This is a genomic window from Amycolatopsis sp. NPDC051758, from assembly GCF_044453095.1.
Classification (GTDB): domain Bacteria; phylum Actinomycetota; class Actinomycetes; order Mycobacteriales; family Pseudonocardiaceae; genus Amycolatopsis.
This window is the reverse complement of record NZ_JBITCJ010000006.1, coordinates 362,726-380,543: the sequence shown is the minus strand read 5'-3', so window position 1 is coordinate 380,543 and position 17,818 is coordinate 362,726. Positions and strand designations below refer to the sequence as shown.

18 protein-coding genes are annotated in these 17,818 nt (G+C 70.0%); 12 read left to right on the top strand and 6 right to left on the bottom strand.

Annotated features, from left to right (window positions below; all coding sequences use genetic code 11):
- Positions 1 to 4 precede the first annotated feature (4 nt).
- The 3 genes from ACIA5G_RS29035 to ACIA5G_RS29025 all read right to left on the bottom strand — a co-directional run bounded on the left by ACIA5G_RS29035 (position 5) and on the right by ACIA5G_RS29025 (position 2,454).
- Positions 5 to 406 (bottom strand): GNAT family N-acetyltransferase, encoded by a 402-nt coding sequence (locus ACIA5G_RS29035; RefSeq protein ID WP_395928727.1) that lies wholly within the window; start codon positions 404 to 406, stop codon positions 5 to 7.
- 75 nt (positions 407 to 481) lie between these two features.
- Positions 482 to 1,525, bottom strand: coding sequence for an MBL fold metallo-hydrolase (locus ACIA5G_RS29030; protein WP_395928724.1), 1,044 nt, complete (start codon positions 1,523 to 1,525; stop codon positions 482 to 484).
- Between the two features lie 104 nt (positions 1,526 to 1,629).
- Positions 1,630 to 2,454, bottom strand: a complete 825-nt coding sequence (locus tag ACIA5G_RS29025; protein ID WP_395928722.1) for a phospholipid scramblase-related protein — start codon at positions 2,452 to 2,454, stop codon at positions 1,630 to 1,632.
- 134 nt (positions 2,455 to 2,588) lie between these two features.
- On the opposite strand from ACIA5G_RS29025, the gene ACIA5G_RS29020 reads away from it, so the two are divergent.
- From ACIA5G_RS29020 to ACIA5G_RS29005, 4 genes are all read left to right on the top strand, one after another.
- Positions 2,589 to 3,626 carry a methionine synthase gene (locus ACIA5G_RS29020; RefSeq protein WP_395928719.1) on the top strand — a complete coding sequence of 346 codons (1,038 nt, stop codon included), beginning with the start codon at positions 2,589 to 2,591 and terminating at the stop codon, positions 3,624 to 3,626.
- An 83-nt stretch (positions 3,627 to 3,709) separates the two neighbouring features.
- Positions 3,710 to 4,414 carry a hypothetical protein gene (locus ACIA5G_RS29015; RefSeq protein WP_395928717.1) on the top strand — a complete coding sequence of 235 codons (705 nt, stop codon included), beginning with the start codon at positions 3,710 to 3,712 and terminating at the stop codon, positions 4,412 to 4,414.
- A gap of 11 nt (positions 4,415 to 4,425) precedes the next feature.
- Positions 4,426 to 6,606 carry an NAD-dependent DNA ligase LigA gene (gene ligA, locus ACIA5G_RS29010; protein ID WP_395928715.1) on the top strand — a complete coding sequence of 727 codons (2,181 nt, stop codon included), beginning with the start codon at positions 4,426 to 4,428 and terminating at the stop codon, positions 6,604 to 6,606.
- Positions 6,599 to 7,093, top strand: coding sequence for a GNAT family N-acetyltransferase (locus tag ACIA5G_RS29005; protein WP_395928713.1), 495 nt, complete (start codon positions 6,599 to 6,601; stop codon positions 7,091 to 7,093). The genes ligA and ACIA5G_RS29005 overlap by 8 nt, the downstream gene beginning before the upstream one ends.
- A 69-nt stretch (positions 7,094 to 7,162) precedes the next feature.
- Here ACIA5G_RS29005 and ACIA5G_RS29000 read toward each other — a convergent pair whose 3' ends face one another.
- Positions 7,163 to 7,816 (bottom strand): amino acid-binding protein, encoded by a 654-nt coding sequence (locus tag ACIA5G_RS29000; RefSeq protein ID WP_395928711.1) that lies wholly within the window; start codon positions 7,814 to 7,816, stop codon positions 7,163 to 7,165.
- A gap of 236 nt (positions 7,817 to 8,052) precedes the next feature.
- Here ACIA5G_RS29000 and gatC point away from each other — a divergent pair, with 236 nt between their 5' ends.
- The 8 genes from gatC (at position 8,053) to ACIA5G_RS28960 (ending at position 16,125) form a co-directional block, all read left to right on the top strand.
- The gene (gene gatC / locus ACIA5G_RS28995) at positions 8,053 to 8,352 is read left to right on the top strand and encodes an Asp-tRNA(Asn)/Glu-tRNA(Gln) amidotransferase subunit GatC (protein ID WP_395928709.1); all 300 of its coding nucleotides are present in this window, start codon (positions 8,053 to 8,055) and stop codon (positions 8,350 to 8,352) included.
- Positions 8,349 to 9,866: an Asp-tRNA(Asn)/Glu-tRNA(Gln) amidotransferase subunit GatA gene (gene gatA, locus ACIA5G_RS28990; protein WP_395928707.1), complete on the top strand. Its 1,518-nt coding sequence runs from the start codon at positions 8,349 to 8,351 to the stop codon at positions 9,864 to 9,866. The genes gatC and gatA overlap by 4 nt, the downstream gene beginning before the upstream one ends.
- A complete protein-coding gene (gene gatB / locus ACIA5G_RS28985) occupies positions 9,863 to 11,368 on the top strand; it encodes an Asp-tRNA(Asn)/Glu-tRNA(Gln) amidotransferase subunit GatB (RefSeq protein ID WP_395928704.1) in 1,506 nt (501 codons plus the stop codon). Before gatA ends, gatB begins: the two co-directional genes overlap by 4 nt.
- A gap of 8 nt (positions 11,369 to 11,376) precedes the next feature.
- Entirely contained in the window at positions 11,377 to 11,913 is a 537-nt protein-coding gene (locus ACIA5G_RS28980) for a hypothetical protein (protein ID WP_395928702.1), read from the top strand.
- A 355-nt stretch (positions 11,914 to 12,268) separates the two neighbouring features.
- Positions 12,269 to 13,336 carry a Gfo/Idh/MocA family protein gene (locus ACIA5G_RS28975; RefSeq protein ID WP_395928699.1) on the top strand — a complete coding sequence of 356 codons (1,068 nt, stop codon included), beginning with the start codon at positions 12,269 to 12,271 and terminating at the stop codon, positions 13,334 to 13,336.
- Positions 13,333 to 14,250 (top strand): PmoA family protein, encoded by a 918-nt coding sequence (locus ACIA5G_RS28970; protein WP_395928697.1) that lies wholly within the window; start codon positions 13,333 to 13,335, stop codon positions 14,248 to 14,250. The genes ACIA5G_RS28975 and ACIA5G_RS28970 overlap by 4 nt, the downstream gene beginning before the upstream one ends.
- 10 nt (positions 14,251 to 14,260) lie before the next feature.
- Positions 14,261 to 14,959, top strand: a complete 699-nt coding sequence (locus tag ACIA5G_RS28965) for a cupin (protein WP_395928695.1) — start codon at positions 14,261 to 14,263, stop codon at positions 14,957 to 14,959.
- Positions 14,960 to 14,988: 29 nt separating this feature from the next.
- The gene (locus ACIA5G_RS28960; RefSeq protein WP_395928693.1) at positions 14,989 to 16,125 is read left to right on the top strand and encodes a Gfo/Idh/MocA family protein; all 1,137 of its coding nucleotides are present in this window, start codon (positions 14,989 to 14,991) and stop codon (positions 16,123 to 16,125) included.
- Here the strand turns inward: ACIA5G_RS28960 and ACIA5G_RS28955 are convergent.
- Positions 16,122 to 16,577, bottom strand: a complete 456-nt coding sequence (locus ACIA5G_RS28955) for a hypothetical protein (RefSeq protein ID WP_395928691.1) — start codon at positions 16,575 to 16,577, stop codon at positions 16,122 to 16,124. The genes ACIA5G_RS28960 and ACIA5G_RS28955 overlap by 4 nt on opposite strands.
- Before the next feature lies 1 nt (position 16,578).
- Positions 16,579 to 17,787 carry a PQQ-dependent sugar dehydrogenase gene (locus ACIA5G_RS28950; RefSeq protein WP_395928689.1) on the bottom strand — a complete coding sequence of 403 codons (1,209 nt, stop codon included), beginning with the start codon at positions 17,785 to 17,787 and terminating at the stop codon, positions 16,579 to 16,581.
- Positions 17,788 to 17,818: the final 31 nt, after the last annotated feature.

Below are 17,818 nucleotides of genomic sequence, written 5' to 3'. Positions count from 1 at the left end.
AGTATCACAGGGCGCGAGTGAACCCTTGGTAGCTGTGCGCGAACCCGAAGCGCGCGTAGAAGTCTCCAAGGTCGGCGCGAGCGAGACCGGAGTCCAGGTGGAGTCGGGTGCAGCCTCGCCGGCGAGCCTCGTCGATGCCCCAGGTCAAGAGAGCGCTGGTCACGCCGCGCCGAACGGCGCGGATGCCTTCGAGCAGACCACGAGTCGCACCTTCCCACCCGAGTCCTCGCAACACCGTGAGTTGGGCAGTCCCGGCGACGCCGTTGTCGTCTTCGGCCACGACCAGGGTGACGTGCGGCGTGTTCATGAGCTCCCGGAGCGCGGCTGCCAGCGGCTCACCCGGTGCGCCGAACAAGCGCACGAGCGCTTCGACGTCCGTGGCACGGGCACGTCTGATGACATCCATTTCGCCCAGTATGCAGGAAGCCGGTCGAGAGGCGTAACTGCTACGAGTCGGCTACCCGCGGTGCTGAGGCGTCCGTCAAGGCATCGTGTAGTGCCGGACGCCGTCGACGGCCTGGGCGGCCAGTTTGCCCTGGGACACCAGCAGGTCGAGGTGCGCCGCGGTTTCCAGGACCGCGAGCATCTGATTGAACGAGTCCATTTCGGACAGCTTGCGGTTTCGGCGCGTCCAGCCGATCCGGTGCGCGGTTTCGAATGCCGTGTTCGCGCCGGCCGCGATCTGCGAACCCATCGTTTCGAGGCGCTGCCGGTGATGTTCCAACAGCTCGTCGACCCGGGTGTGCACGCTTTCGGACACGGGACCGTGGGCGGGAAGCATGCGGCGGTCCGGCATGCCGCGCACGAGGCGCAGTGAGTCGATGAAGTCGTTGAGCGGCAACTCGGCCGGCACGGGCTGGAATCCGATCGAGGGCGTGATGTGCGGCAGCACGTGGTCGCCGGAGAACAGCAGATCTGCGTTGTGGTCGACGAAGACGACATGGCCGGCCGTGTGCCCGGGAGTGGCGACGACGTCGAATTCGCGGCCGGGCAGGATCGGGCGCGGTCCCGGGGTCAGCCACTCGTCGGGCGCTTCCCAGAGATCGGCTTCCGTGTGTCGCCGATTCGTGCCGAACTCGCGAGCCAGGGCTTCGACGACTTCACCGGCGCCAGCCTGGAACAGGAGATCGACCTGAGCTTCCATCGGAAGGCGGTCGGGATTGCCCGAAACCTTGAGTGAGGGCTCTTCGTCCTGGCCGAGGGCGATCTTCGAGCCGAACTCGCGACGGAGGACGACTGCCTGCGAATAGTGGTCACGGTGCACGTGGGTCACGAGGAACTCGCTGACGTCGCCGAGTTCGGCATCGATCCCGGCGAGCGCGTCCGCGAGCTGTTGCCGCGCCTCGGCGAGGGCCCAGCCCGAGTCGACGAGCACCAGCTTCTCGCCATCGGTGACCGCGTAGACGTTGACCGCGCGCAGACCGTCGTTGGGCAGGGGCAACGGGATCCGGTAGACGCCGGCGGATACCTCGTAGATTCCGGGCTCGGTCCAGTTCCTGTCGCTGCTTTCCGGCAACGGTTCCACGGTGACCTCCGTCCCGGCGAGACTGCGGCGTCCCGGCCTTTCTTCACCCTGAGCCGTGCCGGGCCTGCTGTCCACCTGGAGAAGCTGAGACGCCGGTCACTCGTTCAGTCGGTGTCCTGCTTCAGGGCGGTGTCGATCGTGAGGGCTGCGGCGACCACCATGCTGGCCAGGGGATCCGGCAGCGGATGGGGGATCTCCACGACGTAGTTGTCGGCCGTGGTGAAGGCGGCCTTGAGGAAGCCACCCCAGGTCTTGGTCACCCGGGCGACTTCGGTGTCGGTGTGGTCGCGGATCGAGAAGTTCCAGGCGCGCCAGTTCTCGGCGAAGATCCCGCCGACCGAGCGGCCGTCGACGACGAAGCCGAAGCGGATCTTGCCGAAGACGTTCTCTTGGACGATCTCGCCGATCGGGGACTCGTCGGCCCTCGTGACGAGGAAGCGCGACTTGAAGACCTTCGCCGGCCGAGTCACCTTGAGCACGGTGCTGTGGTTGGCGTCGCGGACCTCGAACTTGTGGGTCAAGAACTGGTCGTAGTTGGTCAGGAGCCGGATCGCCTTCTTCAGCGTGCTCTGGCCGACCTGAACGACCCCGCCGAGCCGGTTGCCGTGCTGGTCGAAGACGCCGAACTCGTTGGCCATCTCGATCAGTTTGGCGCGCTGGTTGACCACCAGGACCGGCTCGGTGAACAGGGTCCCGCCACCGGTTTGCGCACTGCCGCGGCCACGCGTCGCGCGGCCGACCTGGCTCTGGATGCGCGCCGGATCGTGGCCGCGTTCGATGTCCAGCTCGATCGGCTCGGAGTCGCTCGGTGGCGGTGCCTGGTGGGCCGGTCGGGTGTTGGCCGTCCAGGCCTGTCCGTCCCACCAACGGTGCAGACGGGGGTCCCGCGCGTCGGGGTACCAGCCCGGCTGCGGTGGCGAACTCGTCATGGCTGGTCACCCTATCCGCGCCGGCCCGCCTGTGGTGCCGGTAAAAGGAAATGCGGCGAATGTCTGCATCGCGGCGTATCAGTGCGGCAGCCCGGTCGGCGCCCGGGGCGGGTGGTCGACCAGAATCAGCGGTCGTGACTGAGCGACTTTGGCCCACGGGTGCCGCGACGGCGATCGGTTCGATGCCGGGCACAGATGCCGCGGAGGCGGCGGCGGTCGTGTTCGGCGAGCTGCCCGACTTCCCGCACCTGCCGGAGCTGCCGGCCCGTGGCGTCGGCGCTGACATGCTCGGGCGGACCGCGGCGCTGCTGGTGGACCTGGCCATCGAGGTCGTTCCGAGCGGCTACCGCGTCGCCTCCCGGCCGGGGCACGAGCACCGCCGAGCCGTCGACCTGCTGCGCTGGGATCTCGACGCCGTCCAGGAGGCGCGGGAGAAGGCCGGGGCCACCCCGTCGGTCTTCAAGGTCCAGCTGGCCGGCCCGTGGACGCTCGGCGCCGGGATCGAGCTGCCCCGGGGCCATCGGGTGCTCACCGATCACGGCGCTCTGCGGGACTTCACGTCGTCCCTGCTGGACGGCCTCACCGAACACGTCGCTGAGGTGCAGGCCCGGACCGGAGCGCCCGTGGTCGTCCAGTTCGACGAGCCGTCGTTGCCCACGGTGCTGGCCGGTGGCCTGTCGACGCCCTCCGGCTACGGGAATGTCCCAGCGGTGCCGGAGCCCGAGGCCCGTGACCTGCTCGCCACGGTGATCGACGGGGCGAAGAAGATCACTGGCGGGCCGGTGATCCTGCATTGCTGCGCCACCAAACCGCCACTCGGACTCCTGCGTGCGGCAGGCGCGGACGCCCTGGCCTTCGATCTCGCAGCGCTCGACGGCGCCTCTGCGGCGTTTCTCGACGAAATCGGCGAAGTCTGGGACGGCGGGGCGACGCTGTTCCTGGGCGCGGTTCCGACGACGGCGCCCGCGTCCCCGCTGAGCCTGAAGGACGTCGGCGAGCCGGCGTTCCGGCTGGCCGACCGGCTCGGCTTCAACCGCAGCGTCCTCGCCGAACGAGCGGTGCCGACACCGGCTTGTGGCCTTGCCGGTGCCACGCCCGACTGGATGCGCCGGGCCCTGGCGCTGACACGTGACCTCGGAAAGGCCTTCGTGGAGCCTCCGGAAGGCTGGTGACGGAATCCGTCAAGTCGCCGACATCCCCTCACGCGGCAAGTAGCGTGACGGGGTAGCCGACCGAACGAGGACCACCCGTAACCATGCGCCTGTTCCGCCGCAAGAACACCGACGCCGATCCGCCCGACCCGCGTACCGCGTGGCCCGAGCAGCAGGTGCCGGAGGACCCGGCAGCCGCCGCGGAGGAGTTCTGGCGGAGTTGGTTTGAGCTGCTTCCGATGATCAGCGCGGCGCTCGGCGAGGGGGAGCCGCACCGGGTGGAGCACGAGCTCTGCCAGCTGGTCGAGGCGCTGCACCCGCGGCTGCACTTCTCGCTCGAGCGTGGTCGCCGCGCGATCTACGCCCTGGTCGTGACCGGCCAGGAGGATCCGGAAGTGCGGCCGTTCACCGATGCTTGGCGCGCCGCCGCGCCACTCGAGGACGCGATCTGGGAGTACCACGACTCGGTCCCGCCGGTGCCGGATCCGACCGAGGTCACGGTGAACCTCGGCGAGCACCGGATCGCGCTGGCCGACGTCCGGGTGGTCGCGCAGGTCGACGAAGCCGAGCACGTGGTCGACGTCGCCGTCTTCCACCCCGGCTTCGGCGACCTCGACGACGCGACCCGGCGAACCATGACTTTCCTGCCCCTCGACGCGACATTGGGTGAACGGCTCGCCGCCGAACGGTTACGGCGCGTCGAGACCGCGGAGGCCGAACCGGCCGGCGCGATCACCCTTCTGGAGCTCCGTGAACTGGTCCGCGGACTGGACGCCGGACCCGACGAAAATGTCGGTGCCTCCGGCTAGGGTTACCACCCGTGAGCAGCACCGAACTCCCCCAGGACCAGATCGCGGCGGTCGACGCACCGGTGGCGGCCGAGGACGTCACCGACGTCCCGGCCGACGTGCGCGAGCGGCATGGCGCCCTCGCCGAGGAACTGCGCAACCACCAGTTCCGCTACTACGTCCTGGACTCGCCGATCATCTCCGACGGGCAGTTCGACGAGCTGCTGGGCGAACTGCAGCAGATCGAGGAAGCGCACCCGGCGCTGGTCACACCCGACTCGCCGTCCCAGCGGGTCGGGGGCACGTTCTCGACCGAGTTCACCGCCTACGACCACCTCGAGCGCATGCTCAGCCTGGACAACGTGTTCGACACCGAGGAGTTCCTCACCTGGGTGGAGCGCGTCGAGAAGGAGGTCGGGAAGACCGAGTTCCTGGCCGAGCTGAAGATCGACGGCCTGGCGATCAACCTCCTGTACGAAAACGGCCACCTCACCCGGGCGCTCACCCGGGGTGACGGCCGCACCGGCGAAGACGTCACGCTGAACATGCGCACGCTGGAGCAGGTGCCGGAGACGCTCACCGCCACCGACCAGTTCCCGGTGCCCGCTCTGGTCGAGGTGCGCGGCGAGGTCTACTTCCGCGTCGAGGATTTCCTCGAGCTGAACGCGAAGATGGTCGAAGCGGGCAAGCCGCCGTATGCGAATCCGCGCAACACCGCAGCCGGGTCGCTGCGGCAGAAGGACCCCAAGATCACCCGGGAACGCCGGCTGCGGCTGATCTGTCACGGGCTCGGCAAGCGGGAGGGCTTCGAGCCGCAGCGCCAGTCGGAGGCGTACGACGCGCTGGCCGCGTGGGGGCTGCCGGTGTCGCCGCACAGCAAGGTCCTGACGACGGCCGACGAGCTCACCGAGCACATCACCTACTGGGGTGAGCACCGCCACGACGCCGAACACGAGATCGACGGCGTTGTCATCAAAGTCGACCAGGTGGCGCTGCAGCGGCGTTTGGGGACGACGTCGCGCGCGCCGCGGTGGGCGATCGCCTACAAGTACCCACCGGAAGAAGCGATCACCACGCTGCTGGACATCCAGGTCGGCGTCGGGCGAACTGGGCGGGTGACGCCGTTCGCGGTCACCGAGCCGGTCAAGGTCGCGGGGTCGACCGTGGCCAGGGCCACCCTCCACAACCAGGAGGAGGTCAAGCGCAAGGGCGTGCTCATCGGCGACCGGATCGTCATTCGCAAGGCCGGCGACGTCATCCCCGAGGTCCTCGGGCCGGTTGTGGACGCCCGCACGGGCGACGAACGCGAGTTCGTCATGCCCACCGAGTGCCCGGAATGCGGCACCGAGCTCGCCTACCAGAAGGAGGGCGACAAGGACATCCGCTGCCCGAACACCCGGTTCTGCCCCGCGCAGCTGCGGGAGCGGATCTTCCACCTGGCCGGGCGCGGCGCGTTCGACATCGAGGTCCTCGGCTACGAGGCGGCGGTCGCGCTGCTCGACGCGCGGGTGGTCGCCGACGAGGGTGACGTCTTCGACCTGAACGAGGACAGCCTCGCCGAGGTCGAGCTGTTCCGCACCAAGGCCGGCGAGTTGTCGGCAAACGCACGAAAGCTGCTCGCGAACCTCGACGTGGCGAAGGACAGGCCGCTGTGGAAGGTGCTGGTCGCTTTGTCGATCCGGCACGTCGGGCCGACCGCGGCGCAGGCGCTGGCCCGTGAGTTCGGTTCGGTCCAGCGGATCGAAGAGGCCACCGAGGAAGAGCTGGCGGACGTCGACGGCGTCGGCCCGACCATCGCGCACGCCACCCAGGAGTGGTTCGAGGTCGGCTGGCACCGGGAGATCGTCGAAAAATGGCGACGTGCCGGCGTGCGGATGGAGGAGGAGCGTGACGAGTCGATCCCGCGCAACCTCGAAGGGCTGTCGATCGTGGTGACGGGCTCGCTCGACGGCTTCTCGCGCGACGAGGCCAAGGAGGTCATCATGGCCCGCGGCGGCAAGGCCGTCGGGTCGGTCTCGAAGAAGACCGCGTTCGTCGTCGTCGGGGATTCGCCTGGTTCGAAATACGACAAGGCCGTGCAGCTGAAGGTGCCGGTCCTGGACGAAGGCGGCTTCCGCGTCCTGCTGGAGCAGGGGCCCGAAGCGGCGCAGGAGGTGGCACTGCCGGCCGGCGACGAAACCACCGAAGACGAGTCTGGGGAGACGGATGGGTGATGTCGAGATCCGGCCGTCGCGGCCCGAGGAGTACGCCGCGGCCGGCGAGGTCACGGTCCAGGCCTATGACGTTGATGGTCACTTGGCTGGCGACGTCGGGTACGACGCGAAGCTGCGTGACATCGCGGCGCGGGCTGAGCTGGCCGAAGTGCTCGTCGCCGTCGACGCGGCGGGGGAGGTGCTCGGCACCGTGACCGTCGTGCGGCCTGGGTCGCCGTACGCCGAGATCTCGCGTCCGGGGGAGCTGGAGTTCCGGATGCTTGCGGTGGCGCCGTCGGCGCGTGGCCGTGGTGTAGGTGAGGCGTTGACGCGAGCCGTGCTCGACCGCGCGCGGGCGTCGGGCATTCGCAAGGTGGTGCTGAGCAGCCTCAGCGGGATGGACAGCGCGCACCGGCTTTACGCGCGTCTCGGGTTCGCGCGCTTGGCCGAGCGGGACTGGCGGCCGTTCCCGCACATCAGTCTGATCGCCTACCAGATCGACGTCTGACCTGGCGTTCGTCGAAAAGGGGACGAGTCCGCGCGGACTCGTCCCCTTTTCGACAACGTGCCTTCGGGGCTAGCCGTCGAGGACGACGGCGACGATTCCCGCGAGATGAGCGAGCCGGGCGACCTCGGCGGCGCGGAAGTTCGGCCCACCCGGGCGGGCCACCAGCAGCGCCTTGCCCGGTTTGCCGAGCGGGGTCGCGGCCAGTTCGGTGCCGAGCTCCTTCCACGTCTCCGGGATCCAGGCCTCCTCGCTGTCGAGGACCGTCGCGCGTTCGAGCGGCAGCCAGGGCAGGTCGGTGATCGGGGTCTCCGGCGCCGCGCTGGAGGAGGCCAGCCGGATCGCGCCCGTTTCGGCGTGTTCGACGATCATCGCCCAGCCGGCGCGCACGATGCGGGGGACGCCCTCCGCCAGGATGTCGAGGCCGCTTTTCGGCCGCGCAGCTATCTCTTCGACGAGTTCGAGTTCACGGTGCGTGTCGAGCACGCCCGCGTAGGGGCGGACCGCGTCCACTTCGACGCCTTCGACGCTCTCCGCCGCCGTGATGAGCGCGTCGGGCAAACGGCCGGACGGCAGCTCGACCACGAGGTCGTCGACGGCCACGCCCGTGCCGCGTTCGACGACGTCCACGCTGAGGATGTCGGCGCCTACCGTGCCGAGCGCCGTGGCGACCGCGCCGAGGGTCCCCGGGCTGTCCGGAAGGAGGACCCGGATCAGGAACGACACCACGCGCCCCTCTCACCTCTGGCGTCCCAGCCTTGCCGTGGGACGCTCGATGCCGGTCGCCGATTGTGACAGACCCACCCGGCCCGCGGGACCCGCTGTCCGCCGGGCGGGATGCGAGCGTCGCCGGACGGCACCCGGCTTGCGCCGGGCGTAACCCAGTCGAGTCCGCCCGCGCCGCCACCATAGACTTGCAGCTTCCGAGACAACCCGCACAGCACAACCCGGGAGTCACCCGCGTGCCCAACATTTCCCGAGACGAGGTCGCGCACCTCGCGAAGCTGGCCAGGCTGGCCGTGACCGACGACGAGATCGACGTCTTCGCCGGCCAGCTCGACCAGATCCTGGACTCGGTGGCCAAGGTGAGCGAGGTCGCCGCCGCCGACGTGCCGCCCACGTCGCACGCCGTGCCGCTGACGAATGTCTTCCGACGGGACGTTGTCGTCCCCGGGCTCTCGCAGCAGCAGGCGCTGGCCGGTGCGCCGGCCGCCGAGGACGGCCGCTTTCGGGTGCCGCGGATTCTGGGGGAAGAGCAGTGACCGAGCTCATCAAGCTGACCGCCGCGGAGCTGGCGGAGAAGATCCACACGCGCGAGGTGTCCGCGGTCGAGGTCACGCAGGCCCACCTGGACCGGATCGCCGAGGTCGACGACCACATCCACGCGTTCCTGCACGTCGACACCGAGGGCGCGCTGGCCGCGGCCAAGGCCGTCGACGAGGGCATCGCCGACGGCCAGGCGCCCGCGTCGCCGCTGGCCGGGGTGCCGCTGGCGCTCAAGGACGTCCTGACCACCGAGGGCGTGCCGACCACCTGTGGTTCGAAAACGCTCGAAGGCTGGATCCCGCCGTACGACGCGACGGTGACGCGCAAGCTGCGTGAGGCCGGTGTCGTGATTCTCGGCAAGACGAACATGGACGAGTTCGCCATGGGGTCGTCGACCGAGAACTCGGCGTACGGCCCGACGCACAACCCGTGGGACCACGCCCGCATCCCGGGCGGGTCGGGCGGTGGCTCGTCGGCGTCGATCGCGGCCTTCGAGGCGGCCCTCGCCATCGGCACGGACACGGGCGGGTCGATCCGGCAGCCCGGTTCCGTCACCGGCACCGTCGGGGTCAAGCCGACCTACGGCGGCGTCTCGCGCTACGGCCTTGTCGCTTTTTCGTCTTCGCTCGACCAGGCCGGGCCCTGCGCCCGGACGGTGCTCGACGCCGCGCTGCTGCACGAGGTCATCGCCGGGTACGACCCGCGGGACTCGACGTCGATCGAGGCGCCGGTGCCGCCGGTCGTGGCCGCCGCTCGCCAGGGGGCGAACGGTGACCTGAAGGGCGTCAAGGTCGGCGTCGTGAAGGAGTTCGGCGGCGACGGCTACCAGCCGGGCGTGGAGCGGTCCTTCCAGGCCGCGGTCGAGCAGCTGCGTGCGCTCGGCGCCGAGGTCGTCGAGGTGTCTTGTCCGCATTTCGTCTACGCGCTGCCCGCGTACTACCTGATCGCGCCGAGCGAGTGCTCGTCGAACCTCGCCCGGTTCGACGCCATGCGCTACGGCCTGCGCGTCGCCGACGACGGCACGCACAGCGCCGAAGAGGTCATGTCGCTGACTCGCGAAAAGGGCTTCGGCGCCGAGGTCAAGCGGCGCATCATGCTGGGCACCTATGCGTTGTCGTCCGGCTACTACGACGCCTACTACGGCTCGGCGCAGAAGGTGCGCACGCTGATCACGCGTGACTTCGCGGCCGCCTTCGAAAAGGTCGATGTCCTCGTTTCGCCCACGACGCCGACCACGGCGTTCAAGATCGGCGAGCGCGTCGACGACCCGATGGCGATGTACCTCGCCGACCTGTGCACGATCCCGTCGAACCTCGCCGGCAACGCCGCCATGAGCGTGCCGAGCGGGCTGTCCGACGAGGACGGGCTGCCCGTCGGCCTGCAGATCATGGCCCCGGCGCTCGCCGACGACCGGCTCTACCGGGTCGGCGCCGCCTACGAGGCCGCCCGCGACGCCGCCGCCGGTGGAGCGCTCATCCACAAGGTCCCGGAGCTGGGAGGAACGAAGTGACTGCCGTGGCCGAGTTGATGGACTACGCCGACGTCATCGAACGCTTCGACCCCGTGCTGGGGCTCGAGGTGCACGTCGAGCTGAACACCAACACCAAGATGTTCTGCGGCTGCCCGAACGAGTTCGGCGGCGAGCCGAACACGAAGGTCTGCCCGACCTGCCTCGGCCTGCCCGGCGCGCTGCCGGCCGTCAACAGCAAGGCCGTCGAGGGTGCGATCCGGATCGGTCTCGCGCTGAACTGCGAGATCGCCGAGTGGTGCCGGTTCGCCCGGAAGAACTACTTCTACCCGGACATGCCGAAGAACTTCCAGACGTCGCAGTACGACGAGCCGATCGCCTTCAACGGCTACCTCGACGTCACGCTCGACGACGGTGAGGTCGTGCGCGTGGAGATCGAGCGCGCGCACATGGAGGAGGACACCGGCAAGTCGCTGCACGTCGGCGGCGCCACTGGCCGGATCCACGGCGCCGAGCACTCGCTGCTCGACTACAACCGGGCCGGCGTGCCGCTGATCGAGATCGTCACCAAGACGATCGAGGGCACCGGCGAGCGGGCACCCGAGGTCGCGCGTGCTTACGTGTCGGCGCTGCGTGACCTGCTGCGTGCGCTCGACGTGTCGGACGTCCGCATGGACCAGGGCTCGCTGCGCTGCGACGCGAACGTTTCGCTGATGGCGAAGGATGCGACCGAGTTCGGCACCCGCACCGAGACGAAGAACGTCAACTCGCTGCGCAGCGTCGAACGGGCCGTTCGCTACGAGATGACGCGGCAGGCGGCGATCCTCGCCGACGGCGGCAAGATCAAGCAGGAGACGCGGCACTTCCAGGAGGCCGACGGCTCGACGTCGCCGGGCCGCACCAAGGAGACCGCCGAGGACTACCGGTACTTCCCGGAGCCCGACCTGGTCCCGATCGCGCCCTCGCGCGAGTGGGTCGAGCAGCTGCGCGGCACGCTGCCGGAGATGCCGTCCGAGCGGCGCAAGCGGATCCAGACGGAATGGTCACTTTCCGACGAAGCCCTGCGTGACCTGCTGAACGTCGGCGCCGTCGACCTGGTCGCGGCCACGGTCGAGGCCGGCGCGTCGCCGGACGAGGCGCGCGGCTGGTGGGTCAACACCTTGGCGCAGGAGGCGAACGCCCGCGAGGTCGAGCTGGCGGATCTGCCGATCGCCCCGAAGCAGGTGGCGGAGATCATCGCGCTGGTGTCGTCCGGCGAGCTGACGAACAAGCTGGCCAAGGAGGTCCTCCAGGGCGTGCTCGCCGGCGAGGGTGAGCCTCGGGACGTCGTCGAGAAGCGCGGGCTGAAGGTCGTCTCGGACGACTCGGCCCTGCTCGCGGCGATCGACGAGGCCCTGGCCGCGCAGCCGGACGTCGCGGACAAGATCCGCGGCGGCAAGGTGGCCGCGGCGGGCGCGATCGTCGGCGCGGTCATGAAGGCGACCAAGGGGCAGGCCGACGCCAAGCGGGTCCGCGAGCTGATCATCGAGCGCGTCGGCTCCTGACCGTTTTCATGACACAGCCCTTTTCGGTCAAGAGCGTCACCTGGCGCGAGTGGCTCGGCCTGGCGGCCGGGCTGCTCGCGCTGGGCTCGACGTTCCTGCCGTGGACCACGCTGGATGCCAACAAGCCAGACATCGAAGACATCCTGTCGCAGTTACCGCACGGTGACGTCGCCCGGGATGCGTGGAACTCGAGCTTCTTCGCTTGGTGCCCGCCGCTGCTGTTGTTACTGGCGGGACTGGTCGTGGTCGTTTTCGGGCGAATCCGGACCATGCGGGTCAGTGGCCTGCCGCACCTGTGGCTGGTGGTCGCCGCGGCGTCGCTGCTGCTGGTGGCGCTGGGCTGGTTCACCCTCGACTGGGAGTTCGACGCGGACCAGCGCGGCATCTTCGACGTCGCTGGGATCGCCATCAATCCGGGCTTCGGGCGGTTCCTCGGGTCGCTCGCCGCGCTCGTGTCGGGCGTGGTTGCTTTTATGGACGTGCGTGCGATGCGGGCTGAAACCCGCCAGTCGCGGAAACGTGAGCCTCGGAGCAAGAGCCGCTGATCGCCGGAGCGCCGTGTCGCGGCGTCTGGTGGGGCGGTCTGGGTGGGGGCCGGGTCGTCCGTTCGGTCGACCGTCGGCGGTGACAACGTTGACAGTCCAGATGGGCCGTTGCGTGAGAAAGCGCTTTCTGAGACGGTCGGATGGTGGAGCCGCGGGAGGCTGCGGTGCCCAGGAACGACGCGGGGCGAGCAGAGGTTGCGCGTTATGGAGAGCAAAGCCGTGAGGGCGGAGGGCTCGCGTCGTGGAGAGCGGGTGTGGACAGGAGTTCGCGCGGACTGGTCGTGGGGGCCGCGGGACGAGTGGACGCCGCGTGGGGTCGCCGGCGTCAAGTGCTTGCTGAGTAAGGAGGTCCGGGTTGGCTCAGGGAAAGCGCTTACGCGTCGCCGTCGTCGGGGCCGGTGGAATCGCTGATAGTCACCGCGCCGCCTATCAGGCTCATCATCACGACGTTGACCTCGTGGCAGCTGCCGATATCGACGAGAGCCGGGCAGTGGCTTTCTGTGCCGGGACCGAGCACGCCAAGCCCTACCGTGACCTCGGCTCGCTGCTCGCCGAGCAGGAACCCGATCTCGTCTCGATCTGCACTCCGCCCGGCCTGCACGTTGAACAGACCAAGGTGGCGCTGGCGAGCGGCGCCTGGGTCTGGTGTGAGAAGCCGCCGTGTCGGTCGCTGGCCGAGTACGACGAGATGGCTGCTGCCGAACGGGACGGGGGTCCCTACGTTTCCTTCGTCTACCAGCAGCGGTCCGGCTCCGGCGCCGCGCACTTCCGGGACCTGCTCGCGCGAGGGCAACTCGGTCGTCCGCTCGTCGCGCATTGTCAGACCACCTGGTTTCGGGATGCCGACTACTACGCCGTGCCGTGGCGGGGGCGGTGGGAGACCGAAGGTGGCGGGCCGGCCATGGGGCACGGCATCCACCAGATGGACCTGCTGCTCCACCTGCTCGGCGACTGGGCCGAAGTGCGCGCGATGACCGCGCGGCTCGTGCACGACGTCGAGACCGAGGACGTCTCCACCGCGCTCGTCCGGTTCGAGTCGGGGGTGCTGGGGACCGTCGTCAACAGCGTCGTCTCGCCGGACGAGGTGAGCCGGATCCGGATCGACTGCGAGCGGGCGACCGCCGAGCTCACGCACCTCTACGGGTACGGCAACGGCGACTGGCGCTACACCGCCGCGCCGGGCCTGGGCGAGGTTGATGCGCCGGTTGAGGACGTCCGGAGCTCGCATGCCGCCGCGTTGGCGCCCGTTCTTGCCGCATTTCGGCAACGGCGGCGGCCACCCTGCAGCGGGGCCGATGGGCGGCGGGTGCTGGAGTTCGTCGCGGCGTTGTACAAGTCCGCGTGCACCGGGCTCGGCGTGCGCCGTGGGGAGATCGGGCCCGGTGATGCCTTCTACCGGTCCATGGCGGGGGACCCACGGTGAGCGCGCCCATCACCGTGACCCACCGGCACGGCGACCACGTGACCGTCGAGGCGGCCGGGGTGCAACTGATGTCCTATGTGTACAAGCCCGACCCGGTGGCCTACGAGTCCCGGAAGCCCTACACCCACCCGCTGCGCACCCTCCGCGGCCGGCGCGTCAGCGGGTACCGGCCCGCCGACCACCGCTGGCACAAGGGCCTGCAGATGACGGCCAGCCACCTCTCCGGCCAGAACTTCTGGGGCGGCCACACCTACGTCCCGGGAGATTGGTACCAGGACCTGCCCGACCGCATCGGCTCCATGCGGCACGACGAGTTCTCCGCGTTCACGGTCGACGGTGACCGGCTGAGCATCACCGAACGGCTCACCTGGGTGGCCAACGGCGGCGACCCGTGGGCGCGGGAGCGGCGCGACATCGTCGTTCATTCGGTCGAGCCCGACGAAGGCGCGTGGGCCATCGACTGGGCGATCGAGCTCACCAACGTCCGCGACGCGCCGCTCGTGTTCGGCAGCCCGACCACCGCCGGCCGTGAGCAGGCCGGGTACACCGGTCTGCACTGGCGGGGCCCGCGCGACTTCAGTGGCGGCCGCGTCCTCGGGCCTGGTGACCTGGATGGCGACAAGATGATGGGTGCGCAGGCGCCGTGGCTGGCCTTCGTCGGTGAACACGACGACGTCGACGCGCATTCGACGCTCGTCTTCGCGCACGCGCCCGAGAACGACGGGGCGATCCACGAGTCGCACTGGTTCGTTCGTTCGCAGGACACGCCGATGGTCGCCATCTCCTGGGCGTTTTTCGAGGAATTCGCCCTGCCGCCGGGGGAGAGGTTTGCTTACCGCTATCGGATCGTCGTCGCCGACGGAGCCTGGGACCGCGATCGGGTGACGCGGTACCTCGAGAGTCACGGATTCTGAAGGGCTGGGCATGGACGAATTCCCCCTACCGGGTGGCATCGGCGTTTCGCACCTGCGCGCCTACGACTGGGAAGCCGAGGACGGCGTCTGCGGCGGCAGTCCGCACCTGCACCTCGCCTGCACCGAGGCCTACGTCGTCACCGGCGGCCAAGGCGCCGTCCAGACCCTGAGCGTCGGCGGTTACGCCGAGACGCCGCTGGAGGCCGGGGTGATCGCGTGGTTCGCGCCGGGGACCGTGCACCGGATGGTGCAGGGCGGCGGGCTGCGCGTCACCGTGCTCATGCAGAACAGCGGGCTGCCGGAGGCCGGCGACGCCGTGTTCACCTTCCCGCCCGACGTGCTCGCCGACCCTGCCGCCTACGCCGACGCGGCCGCGTTGCCGAAAAGCGACGACGCCGCTCGACAGCGTCGTGACCTGGCGGTTCGTGGTTATCTGCCGTTGCGGGAGGCCTTGCTGGACGGCGACGCCGAGCCGCTGAGGGCGTTCCACCGGGTGGCCGTCGCGCTCGTTTCGCCGAAAATCGGCGAGTGGGTTCCGCGCTGGCAGGCCTGCGCGCTCAAGGCCGCCGAACTGACCGGCGCCCACCTCAAGGCGCTCGCCGACGGCGACGGCAGCCACCTCGAGCAGTCGGGGGTCCGGGTCGCGACGCCGTCGAACCCCGACGGCTTCGGTATGTGCGGACGGCGCGCCGAATACGACATCCACTGAGACACGTACCTCGACCAGGAAGGCCGGCCATGAACCAGACCAGTATCGGAGTGCTGCTCAACGGGGTCACCGGCCGGATGGGCTACCGGCAGCACCTGCTCCGGTCGGTGCTGGCCATCCGCGAGCAGGGCGGGGTCGAGCTGCCCGACGGCAGCCGGGTGCAGCTCGAGCCGATCCTCGCCGGGCGCAACGCCGGGAAGCTCAAGGACCTGGCCGACCGGCACGGCCTCACGGCGTGGACGACGGACGTCGATTCGGCGCTGGCCGACGTCCAGATCTACTTCGACGCCCAGCTGACGTCGGCGCGTGAGCCGGCGGTGCGCGCCGCGATCGCCGCGGGCAAGCACGTCTACGCCGAGAAGCCGCTGGCCGAGTCGCTGACGTCGGCGCTGGAGCTCGCCGGGCTCGCGCGGGACGCGGGGATCTGCCACGGCGTTGTGCACGACAAGCTCTTCCTGCCCGGCCTGCGGAAGCTGCGGCGGCTGATCGACGGCGGGTTCTTCGGGCGGATCCTGTCGGTGCGCGGCGAGTTCGGCTACTGGGTCTTCGAGGGTGACTGGCAGGAGGCGCAGCGGCCGAGCTGGAACTACCGCGCCGAGGACGGTGGCGGCATCGTCCTCGACATGTTCTGCCACTGGAACTACGTGCTCGAGAACCTCTTCGGCCGCGTTTCGGCCGTGACCGCAAAAGCGACAACGCACATCCCGCGCCGCTGGGACGAGCAGGGTGAGGCCTACGCGGCCACCGCGGACGACGCCGCGTACGGCATCTTCGAGCTGGAATCGGGAGCCATCGCGCAGATCAACTCGTCGTGGGCGGTCCGTGTCTTCCGCGACGAGCTGGTCGAGTTCCAGGTCGACGGCACCGAGGGCAGCGCGGTCGCCGGCCTGCGCCGCTGCCGCGTCCAGCACCGGTCGGCGACGCCGAAGCCGGTGTGGAACCCGGACCTGCCGGCGACCGAGCCGTTCCGCGACCAGTGGCAGGAGGTGCCGGACAACACCGAGTTCGACAACGGCTTCAAGGCCCAGTGGGAGGAGTTCGTCCGGGACGTGGTCGCCGGACGGCAACACCGCTACGACTTCTTCTCGGCCGCCCGGGGACTGCAGCTCGCGGAAGCCGGGTTGACGTCGTCGGCGGAGGGACGCCGGGTCGAGCTGAAGCCCTAGGTCCGGGGGAACCGGGGCGCTTCGAGGACGCGGTAGTTGTAGGTGTTGCCACCCGAGTGGTCGGTCAGGACGCGGAAGCCGGCTTCGTGGAGAACGCTGCTCAACGTCCGGACGATGATCTCGCCGGCGTTCACCACGTAGGGGAACAGGCCGCTGTGCACGTCTTGGGTGAGGACCTTCTCGGAGAACTCGGGCGTGCCGGTGACCGGGGGAACCCAGTCGAGCGTGACGCCGAACGGTTCGATGTGGTTCACCCAGATGTGCGCGCCGTAGGGCAGGCCGTGCGGGTCGCCGCTTTCGGGCACCACGGACGCGGGGAACCCCATCCGGGTGAGCTCGGCCCGCACCTGTTCGGCGAGCTCGCGCCAGCTCGCGACCGCGTCCGCGGGTGCCTTGTAGACCGGGCCGTCGTGCAGGTGCTGCTCCCGGTAGAACCGGAAGGGATCGGTCACGTCAGTCCTTGCCGTTGCCGCCGCCGGACGTCGCCGGCGTGATCATCACAACCCGGTCGTCGCTCGAGACCGGGGCGCCGCCGTCCTTGTTGACCGTGCCGGCCACCGCGAGCTGGGGGTTGATCATGCTCATCCCGGCGAGGCGCCCGTAGGTCACCGGCGGTTTGCCGGTCTTGCCGTCGAGGCTGATCGTCGGCTTACCGCTGACCGCGCCCTCGGGGGTCACCGGCAGGCTCTGCAGGTTTCCGGCCAAGGACGTGCCGACCGAGACCGAGCCGTTGGCCTCGACGAAGTCGGCGCAGCCCGCAACGCCCGGCTTGTCCGTCCACGTCCACGCCGGCGCCGTCAGCGGCTGCCCGGCCTGCAGCCGGTAGAGGGCGTCCTTGTCGGCGAGCCGGTCGGTGATCCAGACGCGGCCGCCGTCGGCGGACGCACAGATCCCGCCGGGGGCGTGCAGCCCGGCCGCCACCACGAGCGCGCCGTTCGGGTTGCCCGCCGCGGCCTTGCCGGACGTGTCGATCCGCAGGACCTTGCCGGCCAGCGAGTTGGGGTCGGCGGCGGCGTTCGGGTTGCCGGCGTCGCCGGTCGCGACGAGCAGCGCGCCGCGGTTGTCGGTGCTGATGGTGCCGCGGTTGCCGGTCGCGCCCTTCGGGATGCCGGTGAGCACCGGCTTCGCCGCCTGGCCCTTCGCGAAGCGCACGACGCGGTTGTCGGTCGCCGTCGTCACATAAGCGAACACGAGCTGGTCCTCGACGTACGACGGCGAGAGCGCGAGCCCGGTCAGGCCACCGTCGCCGGCTGCCTGGACGTCGAGTTTCGCGAAGTCGACGGCGTCCTTGCCCGCCGTTGCGAGCAGCACCCGGCCGCTCTTGCGCTCGCCGGCCAGCGCGCTCGGCGTGGAGCCGTCACCCGGCAGGCCGGCCACCGCGGCGACGGTGTCCAGACAGGTCGCGATCACCGACGGGTCGAAGTCCTTGCAGCCCTGCGGCGGGGGGACGGGTGTGGCCGACTGGCCGGGACGGGCCTGCTGGCCGTCACCGCCGGAGTCCGCGCCGGGGCCCTGGACCTCGGGTGGCGACTCGGGGCTGGCGACGGGCGCGGGGCTGAACGTCTGGCCCGCCGCCGTGTCGTCGAACCGCGCGCACCCGGCGGGCAGCAGGGCGCCGCAGGCCAGGATCGCCAGCAGGGCCGACCGGTACCGGGTTCGCATGATTGCCCAGCCTAGGGCCCGGCGCGTGAAC